Genomic DNA, 26,340 nt, shown 5'->3' with positions numbered 1-26,340 from the left:
TATGTCCTTTTTTATATTTCCCGGGAAATAGTTACCCCTTTGAGAAAAACTCCAAAAATCAAAGTGTAGCCAAAGCGACCATAGCGATTAATCTTCAACAAAAAAGACAGTAGACAAACTCGATTTATTCGAGTTGTCTACTGTCTGACCCCTTCAGGAGGTTTGGTTATTTCCGAAGAATAGATGTTTGTTGCATAAAATCGCCGATGCGTTCAACAATTTGTTCCGAACACTCTGGGTTCTTCATTAAATCATAATCATTGATGTTTAAACGCAATACCGGACAGCCATTAAAAGAGTTGATCCAACTTTCATAACGCTGATGCATTTCTAGCCAATAATCAACTGGTGTCTGTTGCTCCATTGCTCGTCCACGTTCTTGTATGCGAGAAAGGATATCTTCAATCGATCCTTCCAAGTAAATCAATAAATCTGGATGCGGGAAATAAGGTGTCATGACCATTGCTTCAAACAAATTCGTGTACGTTTCGTAATCCACATTGTTCATCGTGCCCTTATCCCAATGCATTTTCGCAAAAATCCCCGTATCTTCATAGATTGAACGGTCTTGGATAAACCCGCCACCATATTCAAACATCCGTTTTTGTTCTTTAAACCGTTCAGCCAGGAAATAAATTTGCAAATGGAAGCTCCATTTCTCAAAATCCTCGTAAAACAAATCTAAATACGGGTTGGTATCGACATTTTCAAATGATGTACGGAACTGCAATGCATCTGCTAACGCTTTTGTCATGGTGGATTTTCCAACACCTACTGTACCAGCTATTGTAATTACCGCATTGTGTGGAATGCCGTATTTTTCACGTAAATTCATAAAGTCAAACTCCTCTTCTGTAAAGTTCCGTCCACTTTGTCCAGGATCAGTTGCAAGTCGTCATTGTTTTGAACAAAATCGATTTCATCCCCATTAAAACGTAAAACGGGAATTTCCGGATGCTCTCGTTCAAAGCGTTCGATAAACTCATGGTAGTCAGCAGCTAACTGCTCCATGTATTCAGGTGTAATCATTTGTTCAAACTCGCGTCCACGTAATTTGATGCGTTTCATCAAAGTATCTAGACTTGCATGCAAGTAAATCACCATATTTGGTTTCGGCATATCCACTGTTAAAATTTTATAGATGGCTTCATACTTGGCGTATTCAGCTGTTGGCAATGTACGTTTCGCAAAAATAAGGTTTTTAAAGATATGATAATCCGCGACTACTGGTTCGTGATTGGAAATGAACTTTTTCTGGATATCTGCCAGCTGTTTATACCGATTGCATAAAAAGAACATCTCTGTCTGGAAGCTCCACTCTTCTATGTCTTCGTAGAATTTATTTAAAAACGGGTTTTCGTCAACAATTTCTTTTAATAGCTGAAATTGATTTTGATCGGCGAGCGCTTTTGTTAGCGAAGTCTTACCTACACCAATCGGGCCTTCTACCGTGATAAATGGAACCGGCATGCGAAGTCCTCCTTTTTCGATTCAAGTAAATTGCAATGCCATTTATTTTACCACACCAATTCCGTTAAAAGTAGAGTAGAAAATCGAGGGATTTATTAATGAATCGGTTTTTTAAAGGTCGCACCATGCACTTCTTGGGTGTCCATAATTGTTAAAAATGCTTTCGAATCAACATCTGCAACAATTTGTTTGAGTTTTGTCAGCTCTAGACGAGTAACTACCACATAAATAACATCTTTTGGCGTATTCAAATAGCCCCCTTGACCATGTAACTTAGTAAAACTTCGACCAAGACGATCATTAATAGCAGAGCCGATTTCTTCGTATTCTTCTGATATAATCAGCACTGCTTTTGTATCCTCAAGACCTTGTATAACCACATCAATGGTTTTAGAAGCGATATAATAAGTCAAAACTGAATACATCGCCTGCTCCAGCCCGAGAACAAACGCAGCCCATCCGAAGATAAATACATTGAAGAACATGACAAACTCACCAATTGAGAACGGTAATTTTTTGGTCAATAGAATTCCAAGAATCTCGGTCCCATCAAGTGCCCCGCCGTTACGAATAACCAGTCCAACGCCCATACCAAGAAGTAATCCCCCAAATATTGTAGCAAGAAGTGGATCTTCCACAAAAGGTTCGATTTTATGCATCGGAATTTCAATTAACGCTAACGACACAATCGCAAAAATAGAAGAGATGAAAAAGTTCCGACCGATATGCTTATAGCCAAAATAAAGGAAAGGTAAATTGATTGCTACGATTAACACACCAAAAGGAATAACGGTTAAATAGTTCAATATTAAGGAAATACCAATAATGCCACCATCAATAATCGAATTGGGAACCAAAAATAATTCAATTGCTGCCGCCGCCATTGTCGCACCAATAAAGATAAAGATGAACCGTAGAGTAAAATGAAGCTTTTTTTCTTTTTTATGTTGTTTCATTCTTCAATCACTCCCCACTGTTTAGTTTCGTTCCTCTATTTTACGCTGTTCGGTGATTTTTGTCTGCATGACTCTTTTTATGAATAGAAAATGCTACACTAGATTTAAGGAGCGATGCATCATGAACGGAATGGAAAAAGATCATTTTTATATGAATTTAGCAATTGAAGAAGCCACTAAAGCAGCTGCCAAAGGAGAAGTTCCGATTGGCGCCATTATCGTCTACAAAGACGAAGTTATTGCACGTGCGCATAATTTGCGTGAAACAACAAACAATGCCGTCACACACGCTGAACTACTAGCCATTCAAGAAGCTTGTCTGCATCTTGGCAACTGGCGACTAGAAGATACAAAGCTTTACGTTACGTTAGAGCCTTGTCCGATGTGTGCAGGTGCCATTTTACAATCCCGTATTCCACATATTGTTTACGGAGCACGTGATGCAAAAGCTGGTAGTGTCGATTCGCTATACCGATTGTTAAATGACGACCGCTTTAATCATCAATGCCAAGTAACAGAAAATGTACTTGCTGATGAATGTGGTCAGTTATTAACACAGTTTTTTCGAAATCTACGAGAAGCAAAAAAACAAAAACGGAAAACCCAATTATAAGGGTTTTCCGTTTTTATTCGTTAATAAACTGATCGATCAAATGATTGACGATTTCTGGCTGTTCGTGTTGAATCCAATGCGTTGCTTCTCCGACAAACGCCAAATTGACTTCTTCACAAAAAGACATGCTTTCTTTTGCTAACATGGGCGACAAAAACTGATCACCCATCCCCCAAATAATTCGGACCGGTACGTTGATTTTCGCTTCAGACAGTTGCTTAAAGCTACCTCTCCTGATGGCGCGATACCAATTAAGCATTGCCGTTAGTGCATCTGACTGTGACCACGCCGTTTTGTACTGAGCGATTTCGGATGTTGTAAAAGCGTCCGGATTGCTCGATTTTGCAATGCCTTGCTGCATGACTTTAAATTCTCTCATACCGAGAGCTTTTTCAGGTAGGTTTGGTAATTGGAAAAACGCAATATAAGAGCTTTTCATCCACTGTAACGGATTTTTCATAAATACCCGTGGCATTGCTCGTGGATGCGGGATGTTCAACACAATAAGTTTTTCGACATATTCAGGACGCGTAGCCGCCAAATGCCAAGCTACTGCACCACCCCAGTCATGACCAATAATAATCGCTTTCTTTTTTTGAAAAAATTCAATAATGCCAATCACATCATCCCGCAAATAATCAATTGTGTAATAATCGATTCCTTCAGGCTTATCGCTCAAATTATAGCCACGTTGATCAGGCGCCACTACACGGTAGCCTTTTTCTGCCAAGGGCTGAATTTGATTTTTCCAACCAAACCAAAATTCCGGAAAGCCATGCAGCAAAATAACTAGAGGACCATCTTCTGGACCGGCTATAGCAGTATGTAGCTTTATGCCGTTCGTCTCGATATAACGAAAGCTCAAGTTACCCACAATAATAACTCCCTTCTAACTCACTCTTTACCTCCTCTTTACCCACTTTGCCCAATAAAAAAGCTCAAAAGCAATTGCTTTTGAGCTTTTTTGAAATATTATCCAATGGTCTTTTTGCCACCCATATAAGGCTGCAATACTTCTGGAATAATGATTGAACCGTCTTGTTGCTGGCAGTTTTCAAGCAAAGCCGCTACAGTACGACCAATGGCTAGTCCACTGCCGTTTAAGGTGTGAACAAATTCGGGCTTGCCTGTTGCTTCACGACGGAATTTAATATTTGCACGTCTTGCCTGAAAATCTTCAAAATTACTGCAAGAAGAAATTTCACGGTATGTTTCTTGGCTCGGAATCCATACTTCAATATCGTATTTCTTCGCAGCTGTAAAGCCTAGATCGGCGGTACACATCTTCAATACGCGGTACGGCAACCCTAAAAGCTGCAGTACTTTTTCCGCATGTCCAGTCAATTTCTCGAGTTCATCATAAGAATCCTCTGGCTTTACAAAGCGCACTAGCTCAACTTTATTGAATTGGTGCTGTCTGATTAACCCGCGTGTGTCACGTCCTGCAGAACCCGCTTCAGAGCGGAAATTCGCGCTATAAGAAGCAAAGGCTTGTGGCAACATGTCTGCCGTTAAAATTTCATCACGGTAGAAGTTTGTTACCGGTACTTCAGAAGTCGGAATGAGGAAATAATCCTCTTTCTCGATCAAGAACGCATCTTCTTCAAACTTCGGCAATTGGCCAGTGCCTGTTAAGCTTTCACGGTTAACCATATAAGGCGGTAGCATTTCTTCATAACCATGCTCTTCTTGGTGAAGGTCCATCATGAAATTGATCAATGCGCGTTCTAAACGAGCACCAAGTCCACGGTAAAAGACAAAACGGCTTCCTGTTACTTTCGCTGCGCGTTCAAAATCAATGATGTTTAAATCCGTTCCCAAATCCCAGTGTGGCTTAACGTCGAAATCAAATGCAGGCTTGTCTCCCCATATGCGGATTTCTTCATTATCATCTTCAGAATCGCCAAACGGAACGCTGTCATGCGGAATGTTTGGAACACGCATCATAATATAGTTCAAGCTTTCTTCTACAGCTTTTAACTCTTCATCAATCACTTTAATTTGATCGCCAACTTCACGCATTTTTGTAATGGCTTCGTCCGCATTTTCTTTTGCACGTTTCATCGCTGCAATATTTTGAGACGCTTCGTTACGCTCTGCTTTTAACTTTTCAGTTTGCGCAATCAATTCGCGACGTTTTACATCTAACCCTTCAAAATCATCAAGCACAGAAATATCTTCTCCACGCTTCGCAAGCTTTGCTTTTACTTCTTCAAAATTGGCACGTACAAAACGAATATCTAACATACCGTTTCCTCCTCAAGTTTTAATAACAAAAAAAGACAACAAAAATAGCCCCCATCCCTTGGTAAAGGGACGAGAGCTACCCGCGTTGCCACCCTGATTGATCGGCAAAAGCCAATCCTCTTCATCACATAACGGCATTAAAACCGGCAATGGCTTTTTTCGCCATGCAACTCCGGGGTGGATTCAAATGTGTTTTTCACCGGTTCGCACCAACCACCGGCTCTCTTTGGAAAAACAGTCATTTTACTAATTCCCATCAACGTTTCGTCTTTTAAATTAATCATACTTTACTATAAGTTGATGGGTTTGGCAAGAGAAGGTCTGACTTGTCTTGAATCATGCTTAAAAAATAAGCGGTGATGCGGTGATCATCTGTCAATTCAGGGTGGAACGAACAACCGAGAAATTGGCCATCTCTTGCCATAACAATTTTGCCATTATGCACGCATAACACTTCAATCCCTGCGCCGACACTGACAATGTGCGGCGCTCGGATAAAGACCGCTTCAAAAGGTCCATCAATGCCGTCAATAGTAAGCGGTGCTTCAAAACTATCCACTTGCCGACCAAACGAATTTCGTTCCACTGTAACGTCCATCACACCTAAATGCGCATCGTTGCTACCAACGACTGTTTCAGCAAGCAAAATTAACCCAGCACATGTACCAAACATCGGTTTTCCTGTTTGGGCAAACTCTCTTAATGGTTCCATCAAGCCGTAACGATCAATTAAACGGCGCATCGTTGTGCTTTCCCCGCCAGGTAAGATTAATCCATCCAAATTCTCAAGATCTTTCGGCCATTTAACAGCAATCGCTTCCGCTCCGCACGCTTGAACCGATTTGATATGCTCACGAACAGCTCCTTGCAATGCAAGAACTCCCACTCGCTTCATCTTACCAGCCTCGCTCTTGCATACGGTCGCCGGCAGCAATGGTTGAAATTTCAATGCCTTTCATCGCAATGCCCAGGTCTTTTGATAATTCAGCGATCAATTTGTAATCTTGGTAATGTGTCGTCGCTTCCACAATCGCACGTGCAAATCGTTCAGGGTTATCTGATTTGAAAATACCCGACCCAACAAACACACCGTCTGCTCCTAATTCCATCATTAACGCAGCATCTGCAGGTGTGGCAATCCCACCAGCTGCAAAATTAACTACTGGCAAGCGCCCTAAACTTTTGACTTCTTTTAAAAATTCATAAGAAGCTCCTAAGTTACGTGCTTCTGTCATTAATTCATCTTCACTCATCGCGACTACTTTTCGGATTTCTGCATTTACTTGTCGCAAATGACGAACTGCTTCTACAATATTTCCTGTACCTGGTTCGCCTTTTGTCCGTAGCATCGAAGCGCCTTCACCAATTCGACGTGCAGCTTCACCTAAATTCCGACACCCACAAACAAAAGGAACGGTGTATTGGTTTTTCAATAAATGAAATTCTTCATCGGCCGGCGTCAGCACTTCACTTTCATCGATATAATCGACACCCATCGCTTCTAAAATACGAGCCTCCACAATATGACCAATACGTGCTTTTGCCATCACTGGAATTGATACTGCTCTCATCACTTCTTCTGTGATGCGAGGGTCTGCCATACGTGCTACTCCGCCATCTCTACGAATATCAGACGGTACTCGTTCAAGTGCCATAACAGCCGTAGCTCCTGCTGCTTCAGCAATACGTGCTTGTTCTGCGTTGACCACATCCATGATCACGCCACCTTTTTGCATTTCGGCCATACCTCTTTTTACACGATCTGTTCCTTGTTCAGTCATTTGTGAATTCCTCCTATTTGTTGATAAATTCAGTATAATAGAGATTGACCATATAAAAAGACTCAGTTATAATCATTTCAATAAGGTCAGTTGGAGGAATTCATATGGATATGCTAATGTTTCAACTTCAAAAACAATTACAAACCCCTTTATATAAGCAGCTTTATCGTGAAATAAAAAAAGCCATTATTGAAGGCAAAATACTCGTCGATACAAAATTGCCGAGTAAACGAAAATTAGCTGATTACCTGCAAATTAGCCAAACCACTGTAGAGCTTGCTTACGCCCAACTTGTAGCGGAAGGGTTTATTGAGTCACGACCGCGCAAAGGGTTTTATGCCCAACCGGTTGAAGAACTCGCCTATTTGGATATGCCTCATGATGAACCCATTATAGAAGAACCTGTTTCCTATAAAATAGATTTCAACTCTGGTAGCATCGATACGCATTCTTTTCCCTTTTTAACTTGGCGGAAATTGACGCGTGATATTTTAGATGATTCCAACCATGAATTATTATTATCTGGACATCCTCAAGGAGATGATGTCTTACGCCAAGAAATTGCCCGTTATTTGTATCAATCACGCGGTGTTGTTTGTCAGGCAGATCAAATCGTCATTGGTTCAGGAACAGAACAATTATTACCTATGTTGATTCGTTTACTTGATAAAAAGCTAGTCTATGGCTATGAAAATCCTGGTTATGCCCTGACACATAGCATTTTCAATCATCACGATCGCCAAGCAATCCCTATTGACCTAGAACAAGATGGCTTGAATATTAGCCAACTAGAAGCCTCTGTCGTAGATGTAGCCTATGTAACTCCTTCACATCAATTTCCTTCTGGATCTGTATTGAGTGCCACAAAACGTGCTCAACTACTCAACTGGGCTGCAGCGAAACCGGAGCGATATATTATTGAAGATGATTATGACAGTGAATTTCGCTATACCAGTCAGCCTATTCCAGCTCTTCAAAGTATGGATTTAAGTGACCGCGTTATCTACATTAGTACCTTTTCCAAATCGTTAATGCCTTCTTTGCGTCTTGCTTATATGGTGTTGCCTAAACGATTGTTGCCAGCGTACCAACAAACCTTTAGGCATTACTCTTCTTCCGTTCCAAGACATGATCAACACATGGTCGCCAAGTTTATGAAAGATGGTCATTTCGCACGTCACTTGAATCGTATGCGTAAATTGTATCAAAAGAAAATAAAACGCCTTAGTTTATCTCTCGCTCCTTTTGCTCCAGCAGTGACGGTTTCCGGCGAACAAGCAGGTATGCATATCGTCTTGACTATTCAAACCACATTGAGCGAAAACGAGTTGGTACAGCGTGCTAAACAAGTAGGGATTCGCATCACTGGCTTACATTCCTACGACGTCCACAAAAAAGACAGTGGCTTTCCAAAAATCGTCCTTGGATTTGGTGGCTTATCAGAAGAAGATATTCACACTGGTATTACTGAATTGATGTCTTGTTGGGGAATTCAGTAAAAAAAGCCGCTCATCCGAAAAGATGAACGGCTTAACTATTAAAATAACTCTTTTACAAAAGTGCCAGCATCATCCCATAGAGAAGACAAAAATCCGCCTGCACTACGCAATGATAAAGATACCCAACCTGCACGCTCTACTGACTCGGTTGTGGCAACTTCGAGTTTATTTTCGTTGCCACTTAAATAACCATATTCCGATCCTTCAGTTTTGGTAAGCTGAATGGACCCTACCACTAAACCTTCTTCCACTTCAGCTTCCAACTTACCCTTTTCAACGACTGAATCATCTAACACTAATTCCGGTTGATACAATTCTTTTTCAGCCGTCCGAATCATCATCGTTACCGGCTCTTTCACCGCAATAGCAACTTTCTCTTCTACGCCCTTGTCAACTTCTAGCGTACCTTGTTCTTTAAACTGATATCCTGCAGGAATAAGCTCTTCATTCGTAAATTCATCAAAACCGTAATCGAATAACACACGAGTCGCATCAAATCTTGCTTTATAAGACCCAGCACCTTCGCTATCCACTGCGCCCATCACTACTGCGATAAAACGTGTATCATCACGCTTCGCTGTCCCTGCAAACGAATACCCTGCAAAGTCCGTGCTACCCGTCTTCAATCCATCGACACCTTCATATTCATAAATCAATCCTGGAAGCATCGAATTCCAGTTTTCCATACGAGTTTCGTCTGACGTTCCTTCACGAAACATTTTTAATGGAATTTTTGTTGTCTCTAGTACTTCTGGATAATCATCTAATAGAATTTTCGTCAATTTGGCAACTGAGCGTGCCGGCATGATGTTTTCAGCTGTTTCTTTCGTGCCTTCCGGATGCATACCCATCAAACTTGAATTGCTAAGGCCTGTTGAATTGACGAAAGTTGTTTCTGCTAAGCCCATTTCTTTTGCTTTTTCATTCATTAACTGAACAAATTTACTTTCTGTGCCGGCAATTGTTTCAGCAATGCCGATTGTTGCTGCATTGGCAGAGAAGATGGCCATTGCTTCATACATTTCTTTAATCGTATAAGAACCATCTTCACGAAACGGTACATTGCTCAAGCGCATGTCTTGAGAGATTCGATATGTATAATCCGTTACTTGATATTCCTGATCCCACGTAACCTTGCCTTCTTTAATCGCTTCGAACAATAAATACTCTGTCATCATTTTCGTCATACTGGCAACCCCTAGAGGCTTTTCAGCATTTTTTTCATAAAGAATTTTACCACTTTCAGCATCCACTAAAATTGCAGCTTCTGCCATTATCGTTAACGACTCCTCAGCGTGCACGAATTGGGGAGTAATTGTAGTTATCATGAATACAGCTAGTAACGCTATTAATAGTCCTTTATTTATCAAATTTCTCACGTGTTTAAATACCTCCATTATAAGTTTCCACATGCTATTTTATCACATTCAGTAGACTCAAAAACAAAAACATAAAAAAAGCACCTGATCCATCAATTAAGATGATGAATCAAGTGCGTTTGGTTCGTTAAATTGAGTAGTTAGGAGATTCTTTTGTGATTTGTACATCATGAGGATGACTTTCACGTAAGCCAGCTCCAGTCATACGGATGAATTGTGCTTCTTCACGTAAAACCTGTAAATCTTTTGTTCCGCAATAGCCCATTCCTGCACGAATACCACCTAACAATTGGTGAATCGTATCCGATAGAGGTCCTTTATATGGCATGCGGCCTTCAATACCTTCAGGAACTAGTTTTTTTGCATCGTCTTGGAAATAACGGTCTTTTGAACCTTTTTCCATCGAAGCAATCGACCCCATTCCACGATACGTTTTAAAACGACGACCTTGGAAAATTTCTGTATCTCCAGGGCTTTCCGTCGTACCAGCTAGCAAGCTACCTAGCATAACTACATGTCCGCCAGCGGCTAGTGCTTTAATAATATCGCCAGAATACTTGATCCCACCATCAGCAATGACTGCTTTGCCATGTTTACGAGCTTCTGTTGCACAGTCATAAACTGCAGTAATTTGAGGAACACCAACGCCTGCTACGACACGAGTTGTACAAATAGATCCAGGTCCGATACCTACTTTAACTACATCTGCACCGGCTTCAATCAATGCCTTTGTGCCTTCAGCAGTAGCTACGTTTCCAGCGATGATTGATAATTCCGGATACGTCGCACGAATTTGTCTAACCATTCCTAAAACGCCTTCTGAATGACCATGAGCTGTATCTAGTACAATAACATCTACTGAAGCTTTAACTAGATGCTCAACACGTTTCATTGTATCTGAAGTAACACCTACAGCAGCACCTACTAGCAAACGACCATGACGATCTTTTGCAGCGTTCGGGAACTCAATCACTTTTTCAATATCTTTTATCGTGATTAATCCTTTTAAAACACCTTTGTTACTAACAATCGGCAACTTTTCGATTTTGTACTGCTGAAGTATTTTTTCAGCATCTTCCAATGTTGTTCCAACAGGAGCTGTAACCAACTTCTCTTTTGTCATCACATCATTGATTTTTAACGAATAATCTTGAATAAAACGCAAATCACGGTTCGTAATAATTCCGACAAGTTTAAGCTCGTCTTCATTGTTTACAATTGGAACACCAGAAATTCGATATTTCCCCATTAAATGCTCAGCATCATAAACTTGATGTTCAGGAGTCAAAAAGAAAGGATCTGTAATTACACCGTTCTCTGAGCGCTTTACAGTCACGACCTGTTCAGCTTGTTCTTCAATACTCATATTTTTATGAATAATCCCTAATCCACCTTGACGAGCCATAGCAATAGCCATTTTAGCTTCCGTTACCGTATCCATCCCTGCACTGATTACTGGAATTTTCAACTTAAGAGTTGGTGTTAATTCAACTGCCAAATCAATGTCTTTTGGTAATACCTCCGAATGAGCTGGTACAAGTAATACATCATCGAACGTTAAGCCTTCTTTTACAAATTTTGACTCCCACATAAATAAACGCGCCTCCTGCTTCCTTTAAATATTATTGTTAAGGTTATCAGCGTCCATATGGTGTGTCAAGAAACTACCAAAAGAAAAAAAATTTAGAATAATTAATCAAAGTAAGGTGGATGTTTCAAATTCTTCTATTGGAAGGTTTTATAGATAAATTCATTATATTAATATTGTCTTGCTTACATACTTTAGCTCGGGTTTGATAATTTCAAACACAAAAAAAGCCGTTACCGGAATCGGTAACGACTTTCTTTAAGTGCCCAGCGACGTCTTACTCTCACAGGGGGAAACCCCCAACTACCATCAGCGCAAAAGAGCTTAACTGCCGTGTTCGGGATGGGAACGGGTGTGGCCTCTTTGCCATCATCACTGGACTATTTAGTTGAGTGCTTGTTCACTCAAAACTGGATAAACGACATTGGAACGTGCAAGTGCTTCGCGTACTTTGTTTTGGTTAAGTCCTCGATCGATTAGTATTCGTCAGCTGCACATGTCGCCACGCTTCCACCTCGAACCTATCTACCTCATCGTCTTTGAGGGATCTTACTTGCTTGCGCAATGGGAAATCTCATCTTGAGGGGGGCTTCGTGCTTAGATGCTTTCAGCACTTATCCCGGCCACACATAGCTACCCAGCGATGCCCTTGGCAGAACAACTGGTACACCAGCGGTGTGTCCATCCCGGTCCTCTCGTACTAAGGACAGCTCCTCTCAAATTTCCTGCGCCCGCGACGGATAGGGACCGAACTGTCTCACGACGTTCTGAACCCAGCTCGCGTACCGCTTTAATGGGCGAACAGCCCAACCCTTGGGACCGACTACAGCCCCAGGATGCGATGAGCCGACATCGAGGTGCCAAACCTCCCCGTCGATGTGGACTCTTGGGGGAGATAAGCCTGTTATCCCCGGGGTAGCTTTTATCCGTTGAGCGATGGCCCTTCCATGCGGAACCACCGGATCACTAAGCCCGTCTTTCGACCCTGCTCGACATGTACGTCTCGCAGTCAAGCTCCCTTCTGCCTTTACACTCTTCGAATGATTTCCAACCATTCTGAGGGAACCTTTGGGCGCCTCCGTTACTCTTTAGGAGGCGACCGCCCCAGTCAAACTGCCCGCCTGACACTGTCTCCCAAGCCGATCAGGCTTGTGGGTTAGAATTTCAATACAACCAGGGTAGTATCCCACTGACGCCTCCTCCGAAGCTGGCGCTCCGGAATCTAAGGCTCCTACCTATCCTGTACAAGTTGCACCAAAATTCAATATCAGGCTACAGTAAAGCTCCACGGGGTCTTTCCGTCCTGTCGCGGGTAACCTGCATCTTCACAGGTACTATAATTTCACCGAGTCTCTCGTTGAGACAGTGCCCAGATCGTTACGCCTTTCGTGCGGGTCGGAACTTACCCGACAAGGAATTTCGCTACCTTAGGACCGTTATAGTTACGGCCGCCGTTTACTGGGGCTTCAATTCGCACCTTCGCTTGCGCTAAGCACTCCTCTTAACCTTCCAGCACCGGGCAGGCGTCAGCCCCTATACGTCACCTTACGGTTTTGCAGAGACCTGTGTTTTTGCTAAACAGTCGCCTGGGCCTATTCACTGCGGCTCTCTCGGGCTATACACCCTACCAGAGCACCCCTTCTCCCGAAGTTACGGGGTCATTTTGCCGAGTTCCTTAACGAGAGTTCACTCGCTCACCTTAGAATTCTCTTCTCGCCTACCTGTGTCGGTTTGCGGTACGGGCACCTCCCGCCTCGCTAGAGGCTTTTCTTGGCAGTGTGAAATCAGGGACTCTAAGGGTAAACCCTCTTGCCATCACAGCTCAACGTATCAGGAATGGGATTTGCCTCATTCCACGCCTCACTGCTTGGACGTGCACAACCAACGGCACGCTCTCCTTATCCTTCTGCGTCCCCCCATTGCTCAAACGGCGGGGAGGTGGTACAGGAATATCAACCTGTTGTCCATCGTCTACGCCTATCGGCCTCGACTTAGGTCCCGACTAACCCTGAGCGGACGAGCCTTCCTCAGGAAACCTTAGGCATTCGGTGGACGGGATTCTCACCCGTCTTTCGTTACTCATACCGGCATTCTCACTTCTAAGCGCTCCACCAGTCCTTCCGGTCTGACTTCAACGCCCTTAGAACGCTCTCCTACCACGGATCTCTTACGAGATCCATCCACAGCTTCGGTAATCCGTTTAGCCCCGGTACATTTTCGGCGCAGTGTCACTCGACCAGTGAGCTATTACGCACTCTTTAAATGATGGCTGCTTCTAAGCCAACATCCTGGTTGTCTAAGCAACGCCACATCCTTTTCCACTTAACGGATATTTGGGGACCTTAGCTGGTGGTCTGGGCTGTTTCCCTCTTGACTACGGATCTTATCACTCGCAGTCTGACTCCCAAGCATAAATCACTGGCATTCGGAGTTTGTCTGAATTCGGTAACCCGGGATGGGCCCCTAGTCCAAACAGTGCTCTACCTCCAGGATTCTCTATCTTGAGGCTAGCCCTAAAGCTATTTCGGAGAGAACCAGCTATCTCCAGGTTCGATTGGAATTTCTCCGCTACCCACACCTCATCCCCGCACTTTTCAACGTGCGTGGGTTCGGGCCTCCAGTAAGTGTTACCTTACCTTCACCCTGGACATGGGTAGATCACCTGGTTTCGGGTCTACAACTACATACTCTGGCGCCCTATTCAGACTCGCTTTCGCTGCGGCTCCGCCTTCTCAGCTTAACCTTGCATGTAATCGTAACTCGCCGGTTCATTCTACAAAAGGCACGCCATCACCCATTAACGGGCTTTGACTACTTGTAGGCACACGGTTTCAGGATCTATTTCACTCCCCTTCCGGGGTGCTTTTCACCTTTCCCTCACGGTACTGGTTCACTATCGGTCACTAGGAAGTATTTAGCCTTGGGAGATGGTCCTCCCAGATTCCGACGGAATTTCACGTGTTCCGCCGTACTCAGGATCCACTCTGGAGGGGTAAGGTTTTCGGCTACGGGGCTGTTACCCGCTGCGGCGGACCGTTCCAGGTCGCTTCGCCTAATCCTACCTTTTGTAACTCCGTATAGAGTGTCCTACAACCCCAAGAGGCAAGCCTCTTGGTTTGGGCTGATCCCGTTTCGCTCGCCGCTACTCAGGGAATCGCATTTGCTTTCTCTTCCTCCAGGTACTTAGATGTTTCAGTTCCCTGGGTCTGCCTTCTCATGTGCTATAGATTCACACATGGATACTACTCGATTAAAAGTAGTGGGTTCCCCCATTCGGAAATCTCCGGATCACAGCTCACTTACAGCTCCCCGAAGCATATCGGTGTTAGTGCCGTCCTTCTTCGGCTCCTAGTGCCAAGGCATCCACCGTGCGCCCTTTCTAACTTAACCAATGGTTAATTAAAAAGTTGTGACAAAAATTGTCACGCGTACTTGAATTTCTTGCATATTGTTTCAATGTCGTTTTATCCAGTTTTCAAAGAACAAGTTTGAAAGTCACAAAAAAAGGCGTTGCCGCCTGAAGGTGAACCTTCAAAACTGAACGCAAAACGTCAACCCCGGAGCGCCTAGGGCGCCCGGTTCCGAATTTATCCTTAGAAAGGAGGTGATCCAGCCGCACCTTCCGATACGGCTACCTTGTTACGACTTCACCCCAATCATCCGTCCCACCTTCGGCGGCTGGCTCCACAAGGGTTACCTCACCGACTTCGGGTGTTACAAACTCTCGTGGTGTGACGGGCGGTGTGTACAAGGCCCGGGAACGTATTCACCGTGGCATGCTGATCCACGATTACTAGCGATTCCGGCTTCATGCAGGCGAGTTGCAGCCTACAATCCGAACTGAGAACGGTTTTATGGGATTGGCTCCCCCTCGCGGGTTGGCAACCCTTTGTACCGTCCATTGTAGCACGTGTGTAGCCCAGGTCATAAGGGGCATGATGATTTGACGTCATCCCCACCTTCCTCCGGTTTGTCACCGGCAGTCACCTTAGAGTGCCCAACTGAATGCTGGCAACTAAGATCAAGGGTTGCGCTCGTTGCGGGACTTAACCCAACATCTCACGACACGAGCTGACGACAACCATGCACCACCTGTCACCACTGTCCCCGAAGGGAAAAGTGTATCTCTACACCGGTCAGTGGGATGTCAAGACCTGGTAAGGTTCTTCGCGTTGCTTCGAATTAAACCACATGCTCCACCGCTTGTGCGGGCCCCCGTCAATTCCTTTGAGTTTCAGCCTTGCGGCCGTACTCCCCAGGCGGAGTGCTTAATGCGTTAGCTGCAGCACTAAGGGGCGGAAACCCCCTAACACTTAGCACTCATCGTTTACGGCGTGGACTACCAGGGTATCTAATCCTGTTTGCTCCCCACGCTTTCGCGCCTCAGCGTCAGTTACAGACCAGAAAGTCGCCTTCGCCACTGGTGTTCCTCCACATCTCTACGCATTTCACCGCTACACATGGAATTCCACTTTCCTCTTCTGCACTCAAGTTCTCCAGTTTCCAATGACCCTCCACGGTTGAGCCGTGGGCTTTCACATCAGACTTAAAGAACCGCCTGCGCGCGCTTTACGCCCAATAATTCCGGACAACGCTTGCCACCTACGTATTACCGCGGCTGCTGGCACGTAGTTAGCCGTGGCTTTCTGGTGAGGTACCGTCAAGGTACCAGTAGTTAGTTGGTACTTGTTCTTCCCTCACAACAGAGTTTTACGATCCGAAAACCTTCGTCACTCACGCGGCGTTGCTCCGTCAGACTTTCGTCCATTGCGGAAGATTCCCTACTGCTGCCTCCCGTAGGAGTCTGGGCCGTGTCTCAGTCCCAGTGTGGCCGATCACCCTCTCAGGTCGGCTACGCATCGTCGCCTTGGTAGGCCATTACCCCACCAACTAGCTAATGCGCCGCGGGCCCATCCTGCAGTGACAGCCGAAACCGTCTTTCCGTGCAGCCTCAGGAGAGGCCGCAAACTATTCGGTATTAGCACCGGTTTCCCGGAGTTATCCCGATCTGCAGGGCAGGTTGCCCACGTGTTACTCACCCGTCCGCCGCTAAACCAGAAGGAGCAAGCTCCTCTGGTTCCGCTCGACTTGCATGTATTAGGCACGCCGCCAGCGTTCGTCCTGAGCCAGGATCAAACTCTCCATTATAGAGTAGTGTTGATTGCTCAATACTGCTGGCGTATCGCCGTCCGAAGACGCACGATTCGCTTTGATCTACTTGCGTTGATCAGTAAGTTTTGCGCGGGCCGTTTTGCGCGACCGTTGCGTTTTGTTGACGTTTTGCTGTTCAGTTTTCAAGGTTCAAGTTATTTCAATTTGTTTGCCGCGCTCATTGGCGACTCAACTAATATACCATGCTGGTATATTAGAGTCAACACTTTTTGAAAAGAAATCTGTAGTTTTATTAAATAAGCTTATTTCAAAATAAAGATTCCTATTTTTATATTCTAAATTAAATAGAGATAATTAACTCTCGTATGTAACTCGAAGCCTTGATACCACTTACTTTCTCTACTCTATTTATTTCATAGTGCTTTCTAAAACACAGCATACAATAAGTTTAATTTATTATCGGAAATTACTTATCAATAAGCCTACTTAAAAATATCAACCTAACTAATTCAATAATCAACTTAAAAGCAGAGTGTTTCTGTAGTAGATGCTTTGTAAATGATTTAGCAAAATCTGTATCATTGTTCTAATCCTCTAACTCCGATTTCAAAATTGTTCTTCTATCACTATCCTTCTGACTTCATCAACTAGATAAGCTAAAACCTCTCTACATAAATAACTCTTTCGAATTCGCACCTACATTTTTAGAAGAAGTGATGTTCTATCAGCCTATGAGGTTAGCACTGCCTGAAATTTTTATCGAAGTAAAAAATTCGAAGCTCTTGCTTTGTCACTGCTCTACAAGTTTCTTCCGAACATAATCGCTAGTTTCAAAATATGAATCACCTGTTAGTGAAACTGCTGCTAGGAACTTCAGTTTATAAAAATTCTAACTAATCTTCTCTGCTAGATATAACAAACCGGGCAACTCGTAATAAATTTCTCCATAACAAAAGCCCCTTGATCTAAATCAAGGGGCTTCAGCTTATTCTCCGTCTTCTTCCGGAGTTTCTTCTATAGAACTAACTTGATCATCTGTAACAAGTTCATTTGCTTCAGCGTTTTCGTTGCTAGTTGTTTCTGTACTCTCTTCGTCGCCTTCTTCTAATTCTTCAGGAACGTCGATATCTTTTTTGACTTTTGCTACAGTCGCTACTATTTCTTCGTCGCCTAATCGAATTAAACGGACGCCTTGCGTGCTTCTGCCTGTAGTTGAAATATCATTAACGTCCATACGAATCAAAATACCGTTAACTGTTATAAGCATGATATCTTCTGAGCCATTAACAGTTCGAACCGCAACAAGTGGTCCGTTTTTATCTGTAATCTGACACGTCTTGATTCCCATACCACCACGAGATTGAACACGGTACTCAGATTCTTTTGTCTGTTTACCATATCCTTTCTCCGTAATAACCAATACATTGTCGTTAGGATCCAATATCTCCATGCCGACTACTGCATCGCCTTCACGAAGACGAATGCCTCGAACTCCACTAGCTGTTCGACCCATGCTGCGAATATCGGTTTCTGGGAAGCGGATTAACGCACCATCTTTAGTTCCGATGACCATTTCTTTAGTACCGTCTGTTAGTTTAACCGAAATGAGCTCATCTTCTTCACGAAGACTGATCGCAATCAAACCATTTTGACGGATGTTGGCATAATTCGTTACTGGTGTCCGTTTGCTGAGACCTTCACGTGTCGTAAAGAAGAAGAATGAGTCTTCTTTAAATTCTTTCACACGGATTACAGCTGTAACTTTCTCTTCTTTACTAATTTCTAAAAGGTTAACCAATGGTAAGCCTTTGGCAGTCCGGCCGTATTCAGGAATCTGGTATCCTTTTTTACGATAAACTTTCCCTTTGTTTGTAAAGAACAGAATCGTGTCGTGAGTAGACGTATACAGTAAATGTTCAACGAAATCGTCTTCGTTTGTACCCATTCCTTGTACGCCACGGCCACCACGTTTTTGACTACGGTAAGTATTCGCTGGCAAACGTTTGATATAACCGTTATGAGTCAGTGTTAATACAGTTGCTTCCACTGGGATCAAATCTTCATCTTCAAACATTTCCGCTCCACCAGTCGTAATTTCAGTTCTACGCTTATCGCTAAAACGTTCTTTAATTTCAAGCATTTCTTCTTTAATAATTTCAAGAATGCGGTAATCATTCGCAAGAATATATCTCAATTCTTCGATTAATTTCACTAATGCTAAATACTCTTCTTCGATTTTGTCTCTTTCCAACCCAGTTAAACGTTGCAAGCGCATATCTAAAATGGCTTGAGATTGGCGTTCAGTCAAATTGAAGTCAGTCATTAAGCCATTGCGCGCTTGTTCTGCAGTTTGTGATCCACGGATCAACGCAATAATGGCATCAATATGATCTAATGCAATTCGTAAGCCTTCCAAAATATGAGCGCGGTCTTCTGCTTTCGTCAATTCAAATTGTGTACGACGACGAATAACTACTTTCTGGTGCTCTAAGTAATGGAAAAGAATTTCTTTTAAGCTAAGTACTTTTGGTCGACCGTCTACAAGTGCCAGCATGTTGAGTCCAAAGCTCGTTTGCATCGCCGTTTGTTTGTATAAATTATTTAAAAGAACACTTGCACTGGCATCTCGGCGAACTTCGATGACGATACGCATGCCGTTACGGTCAGACTCATCTCGTAAATCAGTAATGCCGTCGATTTTCTTGTCACGCACCAACTCTGCGATTTTTTCAATCAATCGAGCTTTATTGACTTGGAAAGGAATTTCATTAACGATAATGACTTCTTTGCCATTTGGTTTTGTTTCAATATCTACAACTGAACGAATTAAAACAGAACCTTTACCCGTTTCATAAGCGCGACGAATCCCACTACGGCCAAGGATAATACCGCCAGTCGGGAAATCAGGTCCTTCAATATGTTCCATTAGCTCTTCAGTTGTGATTGCTGGATTATCAGCGAGTGCCAAAACAGCATCAATTGTTTCGCCTAAATGGTGTGGTGGAATATTCGTAGCCATACCAACAGCAATCCCTGAAGTACCATTTACTAAAAGGTTCGGGAATCGACTTGGTAACACAATGGGTTCTTTTTCTTGGCCATCATAGTTATCGCGATAATCTACGGTATTTTTATTTAAATCACGTAATAATTCCATCGAAATCTTCGACATTTTGGATTCTGTATAACGCATTGCTGCGGCGGAATCTCCATCAACTGACCCGAAGTTTCCGTGTCCATCAACAAGCATATAACGGTAACTAAAATCTTGCGCCATACGAACCATGGTTTCATAAACAGCTGAGTCACCGTGAGGATGGTATTTACCAATAACATCTCCAACGATACGCGCTGATTTTTTATAGCCTTTTTCTGCTGTAATTCCTAAATCATGCATTGCATAAAGAATGCGGCGATGAACTGGCTTTAATCCATCACGTACATCCGGTAAGGCACGGGACACAATAACACTCATTGCATAATCTAAAAATGAAGTTCGCATTTCCGTACTTATATTTATTTCTTCAACACCACTGCTCGGCCGTTCAGCCATACCCGCAGCCTCCTCTCAACTCTATATCACTTAAACGTCTAAGTTTTTCACGTATTTCGCATTTTCTTCGATAAAGTTACGGCGTGGTTCTACATCGTCACCCATTAAAATATGGAAAGTTTCGTCTGCTACCATCGCATCGTTTAATGTGACTTGCAACAATGTACGAACATCTGGATCCATTGTTGTGTCCCATAATTGTGTTGCATTCATTTCTCCTAACCCTTTATAGCGCTGAATATTTGGTTTTGGTGTTGGAGATAGTCTTTCAAGTGCTGTTTTCAATTGGTCATCTGTGTAAACATATTCGATATGTTTTCCTTGTTTGATTTGGAACAATGGTGGCTGGGCAATATAAATATAACCAGCTTCAAGCAACGGACGCATATAACGGAAAAGGAATGTTAATAACAATGTACGAATGTGCGCTCCATCGACATCGGCATCTGTCATAATAACGATTTTATGATAACGAGCTTTTTCAAGGTTGAATTCTTCGCCGATTCCAGTACCTAATGCTGTAATGATATTGCGAATTTCATCATTAGTTAGAATGCGGTCAAGTCGAGCTTTTTCAACGTTCAAGATTTTTCCGCGCAACGGTAAAATCGCTTGGAAATGACGATCACGGCCTGATTTTGCTGATCCACCAGCCGAGTCACCCTCAACGATGTAAATTTCACTAATTTTCGGATCACGCGATGAACAATCGGCAAGCTTACCTGGAAGACTCGATACTTCTAGCACCGATTTACGACGTGTGAATTCACGGGCTTTTTTAGCAGCCATTCGTGCATGAGAAGCCATAATCCCTTTTTCAATAATTTTTTTCGAAACGGCCGGATTCTCTAATAAGAATCGTTCAAATCCGTTTGAAAACAAATTATTAACGATCGTACTAACTTCCGTATTGCCCAATTTGGTTTTTGTTTGACCTTCAAATTGTGGATCTGGATGTTTTATCGAAATAATGGCCGTTAATCCTTCACGCACATCATCTCCGGTCAAATTAAGATCTTGTTCTTTTAGCATGCTCTTTTTACGACCATAATCATTGACTACGCGTGTTAAAGCCGTTTTAAATCCAGATTCATGCGTTCCACCTTCATGTGTATTAATGTTATTGGCAAAAGAGAAAATATTTGCAGCATAGCCTGCATTGTATTGCATCGAAACTTCAACAGTAATGCCATCTCTTTCAGCTTCAACAAAAATAGCTTCTTCATGAAGTGGATCTTTCGATTTATTTAAATGTTCGACATATGACTTAATGCCGCCCACAAAATGATAGATTTTTTCTTTCTCTTCGCCTTCGCGCTCGTCTTTTACAACGATTCTCAAGCCACGGTTTAAGTAAGCAAGTTCACGCAAACGATGGTCTAAAATATCAAATTCATAAACGGTAGTTTCTTTGAAGATTTCAGAATCCGCTTTAAAACGGATTGTTGTACCTGTGTGATCTGAATCTCCAATCACTTTCAGTTCTTCAGTTACCGCTCCACGTTCAAATTTAATATAATGTCTTTTTTCGTCGCGATTCACATACACTTCAGTTGTTTCAGACAAAGCATTTACTACAGAAGCGCCTACTCCGTGAAGACCGCCGGATACTTTATAACCACCGCCGCCAAATTTACCGCCTGCATGGAGTACCGTCATAATAACTTCTACTGCGGGACGGCCCATTTTCTTTTGCATACCAACAGGAATACCGCGTCCATTATCTTCTACGCGAATCCAGTTGTCCGCTTCGATAGATACTTGGATTTCTGTACAATGGCCAGCTAACGCTTCATCGATACTATTATCAACGATTTCCCAAACTAAATGGTGTAGCCCTCGTGCACCTGTAGATCCTATATACATACCTGGTCTTTTACGAACAGCTTCTAATCCTTCTAATACTTGAATCTGACTTGCTTCATATGTTTCTTGTAGACCTTTTTCTTCCATAGCCATTCCATTCACCTGCTCTTTCTTACGCATTTCATAATCCTATCTAGTCAAAACCAAAGTTATATTGCTATATTAAAGTGTTTTTACTTTGTAACAGTGCCATGTGAAACTTCGAAAAGACGGGCGTTTTGAATTGTTTCATGTTGTATACCTTCAACACTCGTCGTGGTGACAAAGGTCTGGACCGATCCTTTAATCGTATTTAATAAATGGGATTGTCGGTAATCATCTAGTTCAGACAGTACATCATCAAGCAACAGCACAGGGGCCTCGCCAACTTCTTGTTTGATCAGCTCAATTTCAGCTAATTTTAACGATAAAGCAGTGGTGCGCTGCTGTCCTTGTGAACCGTAAGTTTGAACATCATAACCATTTACAAAAAATTGCAGTTCATCGCGATGTGGACCGACAAGTGTCACACCACGTTCAATCTCTCGTTTGCGTACTTCGATCAGTTTCTGCTCTAAAAAAGACGCCATTTCTTCAGGCGTCCATTCAGGCTTTAAACCGCTAATCGGTTGATAGCGGATTTGAAGTTGTTCGAGCCCCCGAGATATGCCGTGATGAATCGGTTCAGCCCATTTTTGCAAAAGCTCCATAAACTGATACCGCTTGCGGATAATTTTGACAGCCGCTTCGATAAATTGATCTGTATAAACATCGAACATGACGTCATTAATGGTTTGTTTTCCATAATGTTGCTTCAATATATGATTTCTTTGTTTGAGGAGTTTTTGATAATTTACTAAATCATGTAAATAAACCGGAGAGATCTGTCCAATTTCCATGTCGATAAAACGTCTGCGCACTTGTGGACTTCCTTTTACAAGATGAAGATCCTCAGGAGCAAACATGACAACATTTAATTGGCCAATATAATCACTCAGTCTGCGTTGTTCTAAATGATTGACTTTCGCTTTCTTCCCTTTTTTTGACAAGGTGATTTCAAGTGGCAATTTTCCGTATTTGCGGAAAACATCAGCTTTAATTTTACCATAATCCGCATCCCAGCGTATCAATTCCTTGTCATTAGAAGTGCGATGCGATTTTGCCATGGACAAAACATAAAGAGATTCCATGATATTGGTTTTGCCTTGCGCATTTTCCCCTATGAACACATTAATCTCTGGAGAAAATTCCAGTTCTAATGATTCGTAGTTTCGATAATTGACAAGCTCAAGGCGGTCAATCCGCATCGAAGCTCATGCCTTCAGCCGTCACGATACGAAAATCTCCAAACCCTGGAATATTTACAAGATCATTTGCACGCAACTTGCGTCCTCTGCGATTTTCGGCTTCCCCGTTCACAAAAACTTCGTGTTCACCTAAAAACCATTTTGCCATTCCGCCTGAACTTATTGTATCCGTCATTTTTAACAATTGTCCTAATGTTATATATTCCGTCTCAATCCCGATTTCTCTCAAAATGCACTCATCCTTCGATTCATAGTCTATCCCTCTATTTTACCCTATTTTAGCTTAAAAGTAAAAAAGGATAGCCATATAGGCTATCCTGAGGGTTTGTTTTATTTTTAATATGTTCGGACAGGAAGAATCAGCTGCAAAATTGAGTCATCTAATGCTGATTTCAAAATGAATGGACGCATTGCTCCAGTAAATTGAATTACCACATCTTGTCCATCGATGGCTTTAAGGGCATCCATCATAAATTTAGCACTAAATGAGATTTTAAGTTCTTCTCCTTCAATACTTTGAGCTTGTAATTGTTCTTCTACTTTACCGACTTCAGGTGAATTAGAAGAAACTTCAACATCACTGCCCTCTTTTGCAGAAAAGCGCACCACATTATTGCGTTCTTCTCTAGCTAATAGAGATGCACGATCAATGGCTTGTAGAAGTGAACGTCCGTTTACAGTTACTGTCGTTTTGTATTCTGCAGGAATTAAACGACTTGTATCTGGGTAGTTGCCTTCTAATAGACGAGAAAAGAAAAGAATGTGTTTTGATTTGAACAATACTTGTTGGTTGGTCATCACAATTTCAACCGCTTCAGAAGTGTCATCAAGGATTTTGTTGAGCTCAGTTAAGCTTTTCCCTGGAATAACAACACTGTACTCTCCTTCTGGCAATGTTTCGAGTTTTGTTTTACGACGAGCTAAACGGTGACTATCTGTTGCTACACAAACTAGCTCTCCATCTTTAACTTCCCAATGAACGCCTGTTAATACAGGACGTGTCTCTGAACTCGAAACAGCAAACACCGTTTCACGGTTAATCGTTTTTAATAGATCTGCTGGAATGGTAAACAAACGATCGTCTTGAATATCAGGCAATTGTGGATAATCCATTGCGTCCAAGCCGATCAAATGGAATTCTGACTTTCCTGAACGGATATGTGTTTGGAAATTTCCTGTAATTTCAATTTCAACTTCGTTTGTCGGTAATTTACGAATAATTTCTCCGAAAACTTTTGCTTGAAGAACAATACTTCCTCCATTAGTAACTTGGATGATTTGTTCGCCATCTTCTTCTGCAGGAATAAACGTTTGGATTGTGATATCTGAATCACTTCCTGTTAATCTCATTCCTTCTGAAGAAACATCCATTTTAATACCCGTTAAAATTGGAATGGTTGTTTTTGAACTTACTGCTTTCATTACATCGTTTAATCCTTCAACTAATCGCTCACGTTTTATCTCGAATTTCATTCTCGAACCTCGCTTATATATATATTTTATTTAAGGGCTTTTAAAGTAATAGTAGTAGTAGGGCCTGTGAATATGTGGATAAGCCCAAAAAAGTCAACAAAAGCAGTTTATCCACATGTAGACAGCCTGTGCATAAACTGCTTGATGATTTATGGGTTTATCCACAAGTGTTTTTACTTGCCAAGCGCACTTTTGATGTCCTTGACGTCTTGTTGAAGCTGCTGATTATCCATTAACATTTTAGAAATTTTATCGTGGGCGTGAATAACCGTCGTATGGTCACGTCCACCAAATTCTTCGCCTATTTTAGGCAGCGAGAAATCCGTCATCTCACGTGACAAGTACATAGCGACTTGGCGTGGATAAGCAATATCTTTCGTGCGGCGTTTTGTTTTAAAATCTTCTAATTTAACGTTGAATTGCTCACCAACAGCATTTTGAATGTCCAAAATTGTAATAACTTTTGGTTTTGAGTTAGGCATAATGTCTTTTAACGCTTCTGAAGCAAGTTCTGCGCTCATATCACGGTTGATCAAAGAAGAATACGCAACAACACGGATTAACGCGCCTTCAAGTTCACGAATATTTGAGTCAATCGAATTTGCAATATACGTCATCACATCATTCGGAATATCAAGTCCATCCGCTTTTGCTTTCTTGCGTAAAATAGCGATTCTTGTTTCTAAATCTGGCGGCGTAATATCTGTGATTAAGCCCCATTCAAAGCGGGATCGGAGCCGATCTTCCAGTGTTGGAATCTCTTTTGGAGGCCGGTCACTTGAAATGATGATTTGCTTGGATTCTTCGTGCAGCGTGTTAAACGTATGGAAAAACTCTTCCTGTGTTTGCTCTTTGCCCGCTAAAAATTGAATGTCATCAATTAAAAGAATGTCGACACTTCTATACTTGTCACGGAATTCACCTGTTTTATTGTCGCGAATTGAATTGATAAATTCGTTCGTAAATTTTTCCGAAGATAAATAAACGACTTTCGCGTTTGGATTGTGTTCGAGGACATAATGTCCTATTGCATGCATTAAATGTGTCTTGCCAAGTCCTACTCCCCCATAGATAAACAGCGGGTTATAAGCTTTTGCTGGCGCTTCGGCCACAGCCAAAGAGGCGGCGTGGGCGAAACGGTTTCCTGAACCAATTACAAATGTATCAAAAGTGTATTTTGGATTCAGCATGCCAGGTAAAAACTCGTGCTGTTGGTCTTGTCCCGGTTTAACGCGAGGCGCAGGAAGTTGAAAATCATCCATATCCTGATCTTTAGGCACAACAAATTTAATCATCATATCATCGCCGGTAGTATCTGATAAAATTCCGGTGATCAAATGCACGTAATGATTTTCCAACCAATCACGCGCAAAAGAATTAGGCGCTGAAATAGTGACCGTATCATCCTGGTAGGATAAAAGCTTTGTCGATTTTAACCACGTTTCAAAACTCGGTTTGGAGATTTTGGTTTCAACTTGGGCTAAGACACTTGACCATAATTCGTCTAAGTGTTCCAA

General features: G+C 42.4%; 17 protein-coding genes, 3 rRNA genes and 1 other annotated feature. Of the genes, 2 read left to right on the top strand and 18 right to left on the bottom strand.

The genetic code is table 11. The annotated features are described in order from the left end of the window. Window positions 1–166 precede the first annotated feature (166 nt). From BBI08_RS00100 to BBI08_RS00090, 3 genes are all read right to left on the bottom strand, one after another. Complete coding sequence (locus BBI08_RS00100) at window positions 167–835, bottom strand: deoxynucleoside kinase (protein ID WP_040850827.1); 669 nt, start codon at window positions 833–835, stop codon at window positions 167–169. After that, a complete protein-coding gene (locus tag BBI08_RS00095; RefSeq protein ID WP_008497654.1) occupies window positions 832–1,470 on the bottom strand; it encodes a deoxynucleoside kinase in 639 nt (212 codons plus the stop codon). The genes BBI08_RS00100 and BBI08_RS00095 overlap by 4 nt, the downstream gene beginning before the upstream one ends. Window positions 1,471–1,565: 95 nt before the next feature. After that, window positions 1,566–2,426: a YitT family protein gene (locus BBI08_RS00090; RefSeq protein WP_065528371.1), complete on the bottom strand. Its 861-nt coding sequence runs from the start codon at window positions 2,424–2,426 to the stop codon at window positions 1,566–1,568. Between the two features lie 121 nt (window positions 2,427–2,547). On the opposite strand from BBI08_RS00090, the gene tadA reads away from it, so the two are divergent. After that, window positions 2,548–3,039 (top strand): tRNA adenosine(34) deaminase TadA, encoded by a 492-nt coding sequence (gene tadA / locus BBI08_RS00085; RefSeq protein ID WP_156874334.1) that lies wholly within the window; start codon window positions 2,548–2,550, stop codon window positions 3,037–3,039. A gap of 13 nt (window positions 3,040–3,052) precedes the next feature. Here the strand turns inward: tadA and BBI08_RS00080 are convergent, their stop codons facing one another. The 4 genes from BBI08_RS00080 to pdxS form a co-directional block, all read right to left on the bottom strand. Continuing rightward, on the bottom strand, window positions 3,053–3,913 hold the full coding sequence (locus tag BBI08_RS00080) for an alpha/beta fold hydrolase (protein ID WP_008497659.1): 861 nt from the start codon (window positions 3,911–3,913) through the stop codon (window positions 3,053–3,055). 98 nt (window positions 3,914–4,011) lie between these two features. Beyond that, window positions 4,012–5,286: a serine--tRNA ligase gene (gene serS / locus BBI08_RS00075; RefSeq protein ID WP_008497660.1), complete on the bottom strand. Its 1,275-nt coding sequence runs from the start codon at window positions 5,284–5,286 to the stop codon at window positions 4,012–4,014. A 62-nt stretch (window positions 5,287–5,348) separates the two neighbouring features. Then, window positions 5,349–5,555: a binding site (T-box leader), on the bottom strand. Between the two features lie 11 nt (window positions 5,556–5,566). Then, on the bottom strand, window positions 5,567–6,181 hold the full coding sequence (pdxT, locus tag BBI08_RS00070; RefSeq protein WP_008497662.1) for a pyridoxal 5'-phosphate synthase glutaminase subunit PdxT: 615 nt from the start codon (window positions 6,179–6,181) through the stop codon (window positions 5,567–5,569). 1 nt (window position 6,182) lies between these two features. Beyond that, a complete protein-coding gene (pdxS, locus tag BBI08_RS00065; protein ID WP_008497663.1) occupies window positions 6,183–7,067 on the bottom strand; it encodes a pyridoxal 5'-phosphate synthase lyase subunit PdxS in 885 nt (294 codons plus the stop codon). 104 nt (window positions 7,068–7,171) lie between these two features. Between pdxS and pdxR the strand changes: the two genes are divergently transcribed. Continuing rightward, entirely contained in the window at window positions 7,172–8,566 is a 1,395-nt protein-coding gene (gene pdxR, locus BBI08_RS00060; RefSeq protein ID WP_040850834.1) for a MocR-like pyridoxine biosynthesis transcription factor PdxR, read from the top strand. Between the two features lie 38 nt (window positions 8,567–8,604). Here the strand turns inward: pdxR and BBI08_RS00055 are convergent, their stop codons facing one another. The 11 genes from BBI08_RS00055 to dnaA all read right to left on the bottom strand — a co-directional run bounded on the left by BBI08_RS00055 (window position 8,605) and on the right by dnaA (window position 26,340). Beyond that, window positions 8,605–9,963: a D-alanyl-D-alanine carboxypeptidase family protein gene (locus BBI08_RS00055; RefSeq protein ID WP_051041694.1), complete on the bottom strand. Its 1,359-nt coding sequence runs from the start codon at window positions 9,961–9,963 to the stop codon at window positions 8,605–8,607. Between the two features lie 109 nt (window positions 9,964–10,072). Continuing rightward, window positions 10,073–11,536, bottom strand: a complete 1,464-nt coding sequence (gene guaB / locus BBI08_RS00050) for an IMP dehydrogenase (protein WP_008497665.1) — start codon at window positions 11,534–11,536, stop codon at window positions 10,073–10,075. 261 nt (window positions 11,537–11,797) lie between these two features. Then, window positions 11,798–11,913 (bottom strand): 5S ribosomal RNA (rrf, locus tag BBI08_RS00045). 76 nt (window positions 11,914–11,989) lie between these two features. Further along, window positions 11,990–14,923 (bottom strand): 23S ribosomal RNA (locus BBI08_RS00040). A gap of 207 nt (window positions 14,924–15,130) precedes the next feature. Next, window positions 15,131–16,681: ribosomal RNA gene (locus BBI08_RS00035) — 16S ribosomal RNA — on the bottom strand. Together the 16S, 23S and 5S rRNA genes form the textbook arrangement of a ribosomal RNA operon. A gap of 949 nt (window positions 16,682–17,630) precedes the next feature. Then, window positions 17,631–20,198 carry a DNA gyrase subunit A gene (gene gyrA, locus BBI08_RS00030; protein ID WP_008496264.1) on the bottom strand — a complete coding sequence of 856 codons (2,568 nt, stop codon included), beginning with the start codon at window positions 20,196–20,198 and terminating at the stop codon, window positions 17,631–17,633. A 30-nt stretch (window positions 20,199–20,228) separates the two neighbouring features. Further along, the gene (gene gyrB, locus BBI08_RS00025; protein WP_008496263.1) at window positions 20,229–22,157 is read right to left on the bottom strand and encodes a DNA topoisomerase (ATP-hydrolyzing) subunit B; all 1,929 of its coding nucleotides are present in this window, start codon (window positions 22,155–22,157) and stop codon (window positions 20,229–20,231) included. A gap of 80 nt (window positions 22,158–22,237) precedes the next feature. Continuing rightward, window positions 22,238–23,350: a DNA replication/repair protein RecF gene (gene recF / locus BBI08_RS00020; RefSeq protein ID WP_065528370.1), complete on the bottom strand. Its 1,113-nt coding sequence runs from the start codon at window positions 23,348–23,350 to the stop codon at window positions 22,238–22,240. Continuing rightward, window positions 23,340–23,579, bottom strand: a complete 240-nt coding sequence (gene yaaA / locus BBI08_RS00015; protein ID WP_008496262.1) for a S4 domain-containing protein YaaA — start codon at window positions 23,577–23,579, stop codon at window positions 23,340–23,342. The genes recF and yaaA overlap by 11 nt, the downstream gene beginning before the upstream one ends. Before the next feature lie 107 nt (window positions 23,580–23,686). After that, window positions 23,687–24,823: a DNA polymerase III subunit beta gene (gene dnaN, locus BBI08_RS00010; RefSeq protein WP_008496261.1), complete on the bottom strand. Its 1,137-nt coding sequence runs from the start codon at window positions 24,821–24,823 to the stop codon at window positions 23,687–23,689. A gap of 173 nt (window positions 24,824–24,996) precedes the next feature. Beyond that, window positions 24,997–26,340 carry a chromosomal replication initiator protein DnaA gene (gene dnaA / locus BBI08_RS00005; RefSeq protein ID WP_008496260.1) on the bottom strand — a complete coding sequence of 448 codons (1,344 nt, stop codon included), beginning with the start codon at window positions 26,338–26,340 and terminating at the stop codon, window positions 24,997–24,999.

This window comes from Planococcus halocryophilus, assembly GCF_001687585.2.
Lineage (GTDB): Bacteria > Bacillota > Bacilli > Bacillales_A > Planococcaceae > Planococcus > Planococcus halocryophilus.
This window is presented reverse-complemented; position numbering and strand designations above follow the sequence as displayed.

Coding starts and splice junctions, on each gene's coding strand:
- guaB (WP_008497665.1), bottom strand. CDS start 11,536: ATGTGGGAGTCAAAATTTGTAAAAGAAGGCTTAACGTTCGATGATGTA.
- gyrA (WP_008496264.1), bottom strand. CDS start 20,198: ATGGCTGAACGGCCGAGCAGTGGTGTTGAAGAAATAAATATAAGTACG.
- BBI08_RS00100 (WP_040850827.1), bottom strand. CDS start 835: ATGAATTTACGTGAAAAATACGGCATTCCACACAATGCGGTAATTACA.
- recF (WP_065528370.1), bottom strand. CDS start 23,350: ATGCGGATTGACCGCCTTGAGCTTGTCAATTATCGAAACTACGAATCA.
- pdxS (WP_008497663.1), bottom strand. CDS start 7,067: ATGACTGAACAAGGAACAGATCGTGTAAAAAGAGGTATGGCCGAAATG.
- dnaN (WP_008496261.1), bottom strand. CDS start 24,823: ATGAAATTCGAGATAAAACGTGAGCGATTAGTTGAAGGATTAAACGAT.
- pdxR (WP_040850834.1), top strand. CDS start 7,172: ATGGATATGCTAATGTTTCAACTTCAAAAACAATTACAAACCCCTTTA.
- gyrB (WP_008496263.1), bottom strand. CDS start 22,157: ATGGCTATGGAAGAAAAAGGTCTACAAGAAACATATGAAGCAAGTCAG.
- tadA (WP_156874334.1), top strand. CDS start 2,548: ATGAACGGAATGGAAAAAGATCATTTTTATATGAATTTAGCAATTGAA.
- BBI08_RS00090 (WP_065528371.1), bottom strand. CDS start 2,426: ATGAAACAACATAAAAAAGAAAAAAAGCTTCATTTTACTCTACGGTTC.
- BBI08_RS00055 (WP_051041694.1), bottom strand. CDS start 9,963: ATGGAGGTATTTAAACACGTGAGAAATTTGATAAATAAAGGACTATTA.
- pdxT (WP_008497662.1), bottom strand. CDS start 6,181: ATGAAGCGAGTGGGAGTTCTTGCATTGCAAGGAGCTGTTCGTGAGCAT.
- serS (WP_008497660.1), bottom strand. CDS start 5,286: ATGTTAGATATTCGTTTTGTACGTGCCAATTTTGAAGAAGTAAAAGCA.
- BBI08_RS00095 (WP_008497654.1), bottom strand. CDS start 1,470: ATGCCGGTTCCATTTATCACGGTAGAAGGCCCGATTGGTGTAGGTAAG.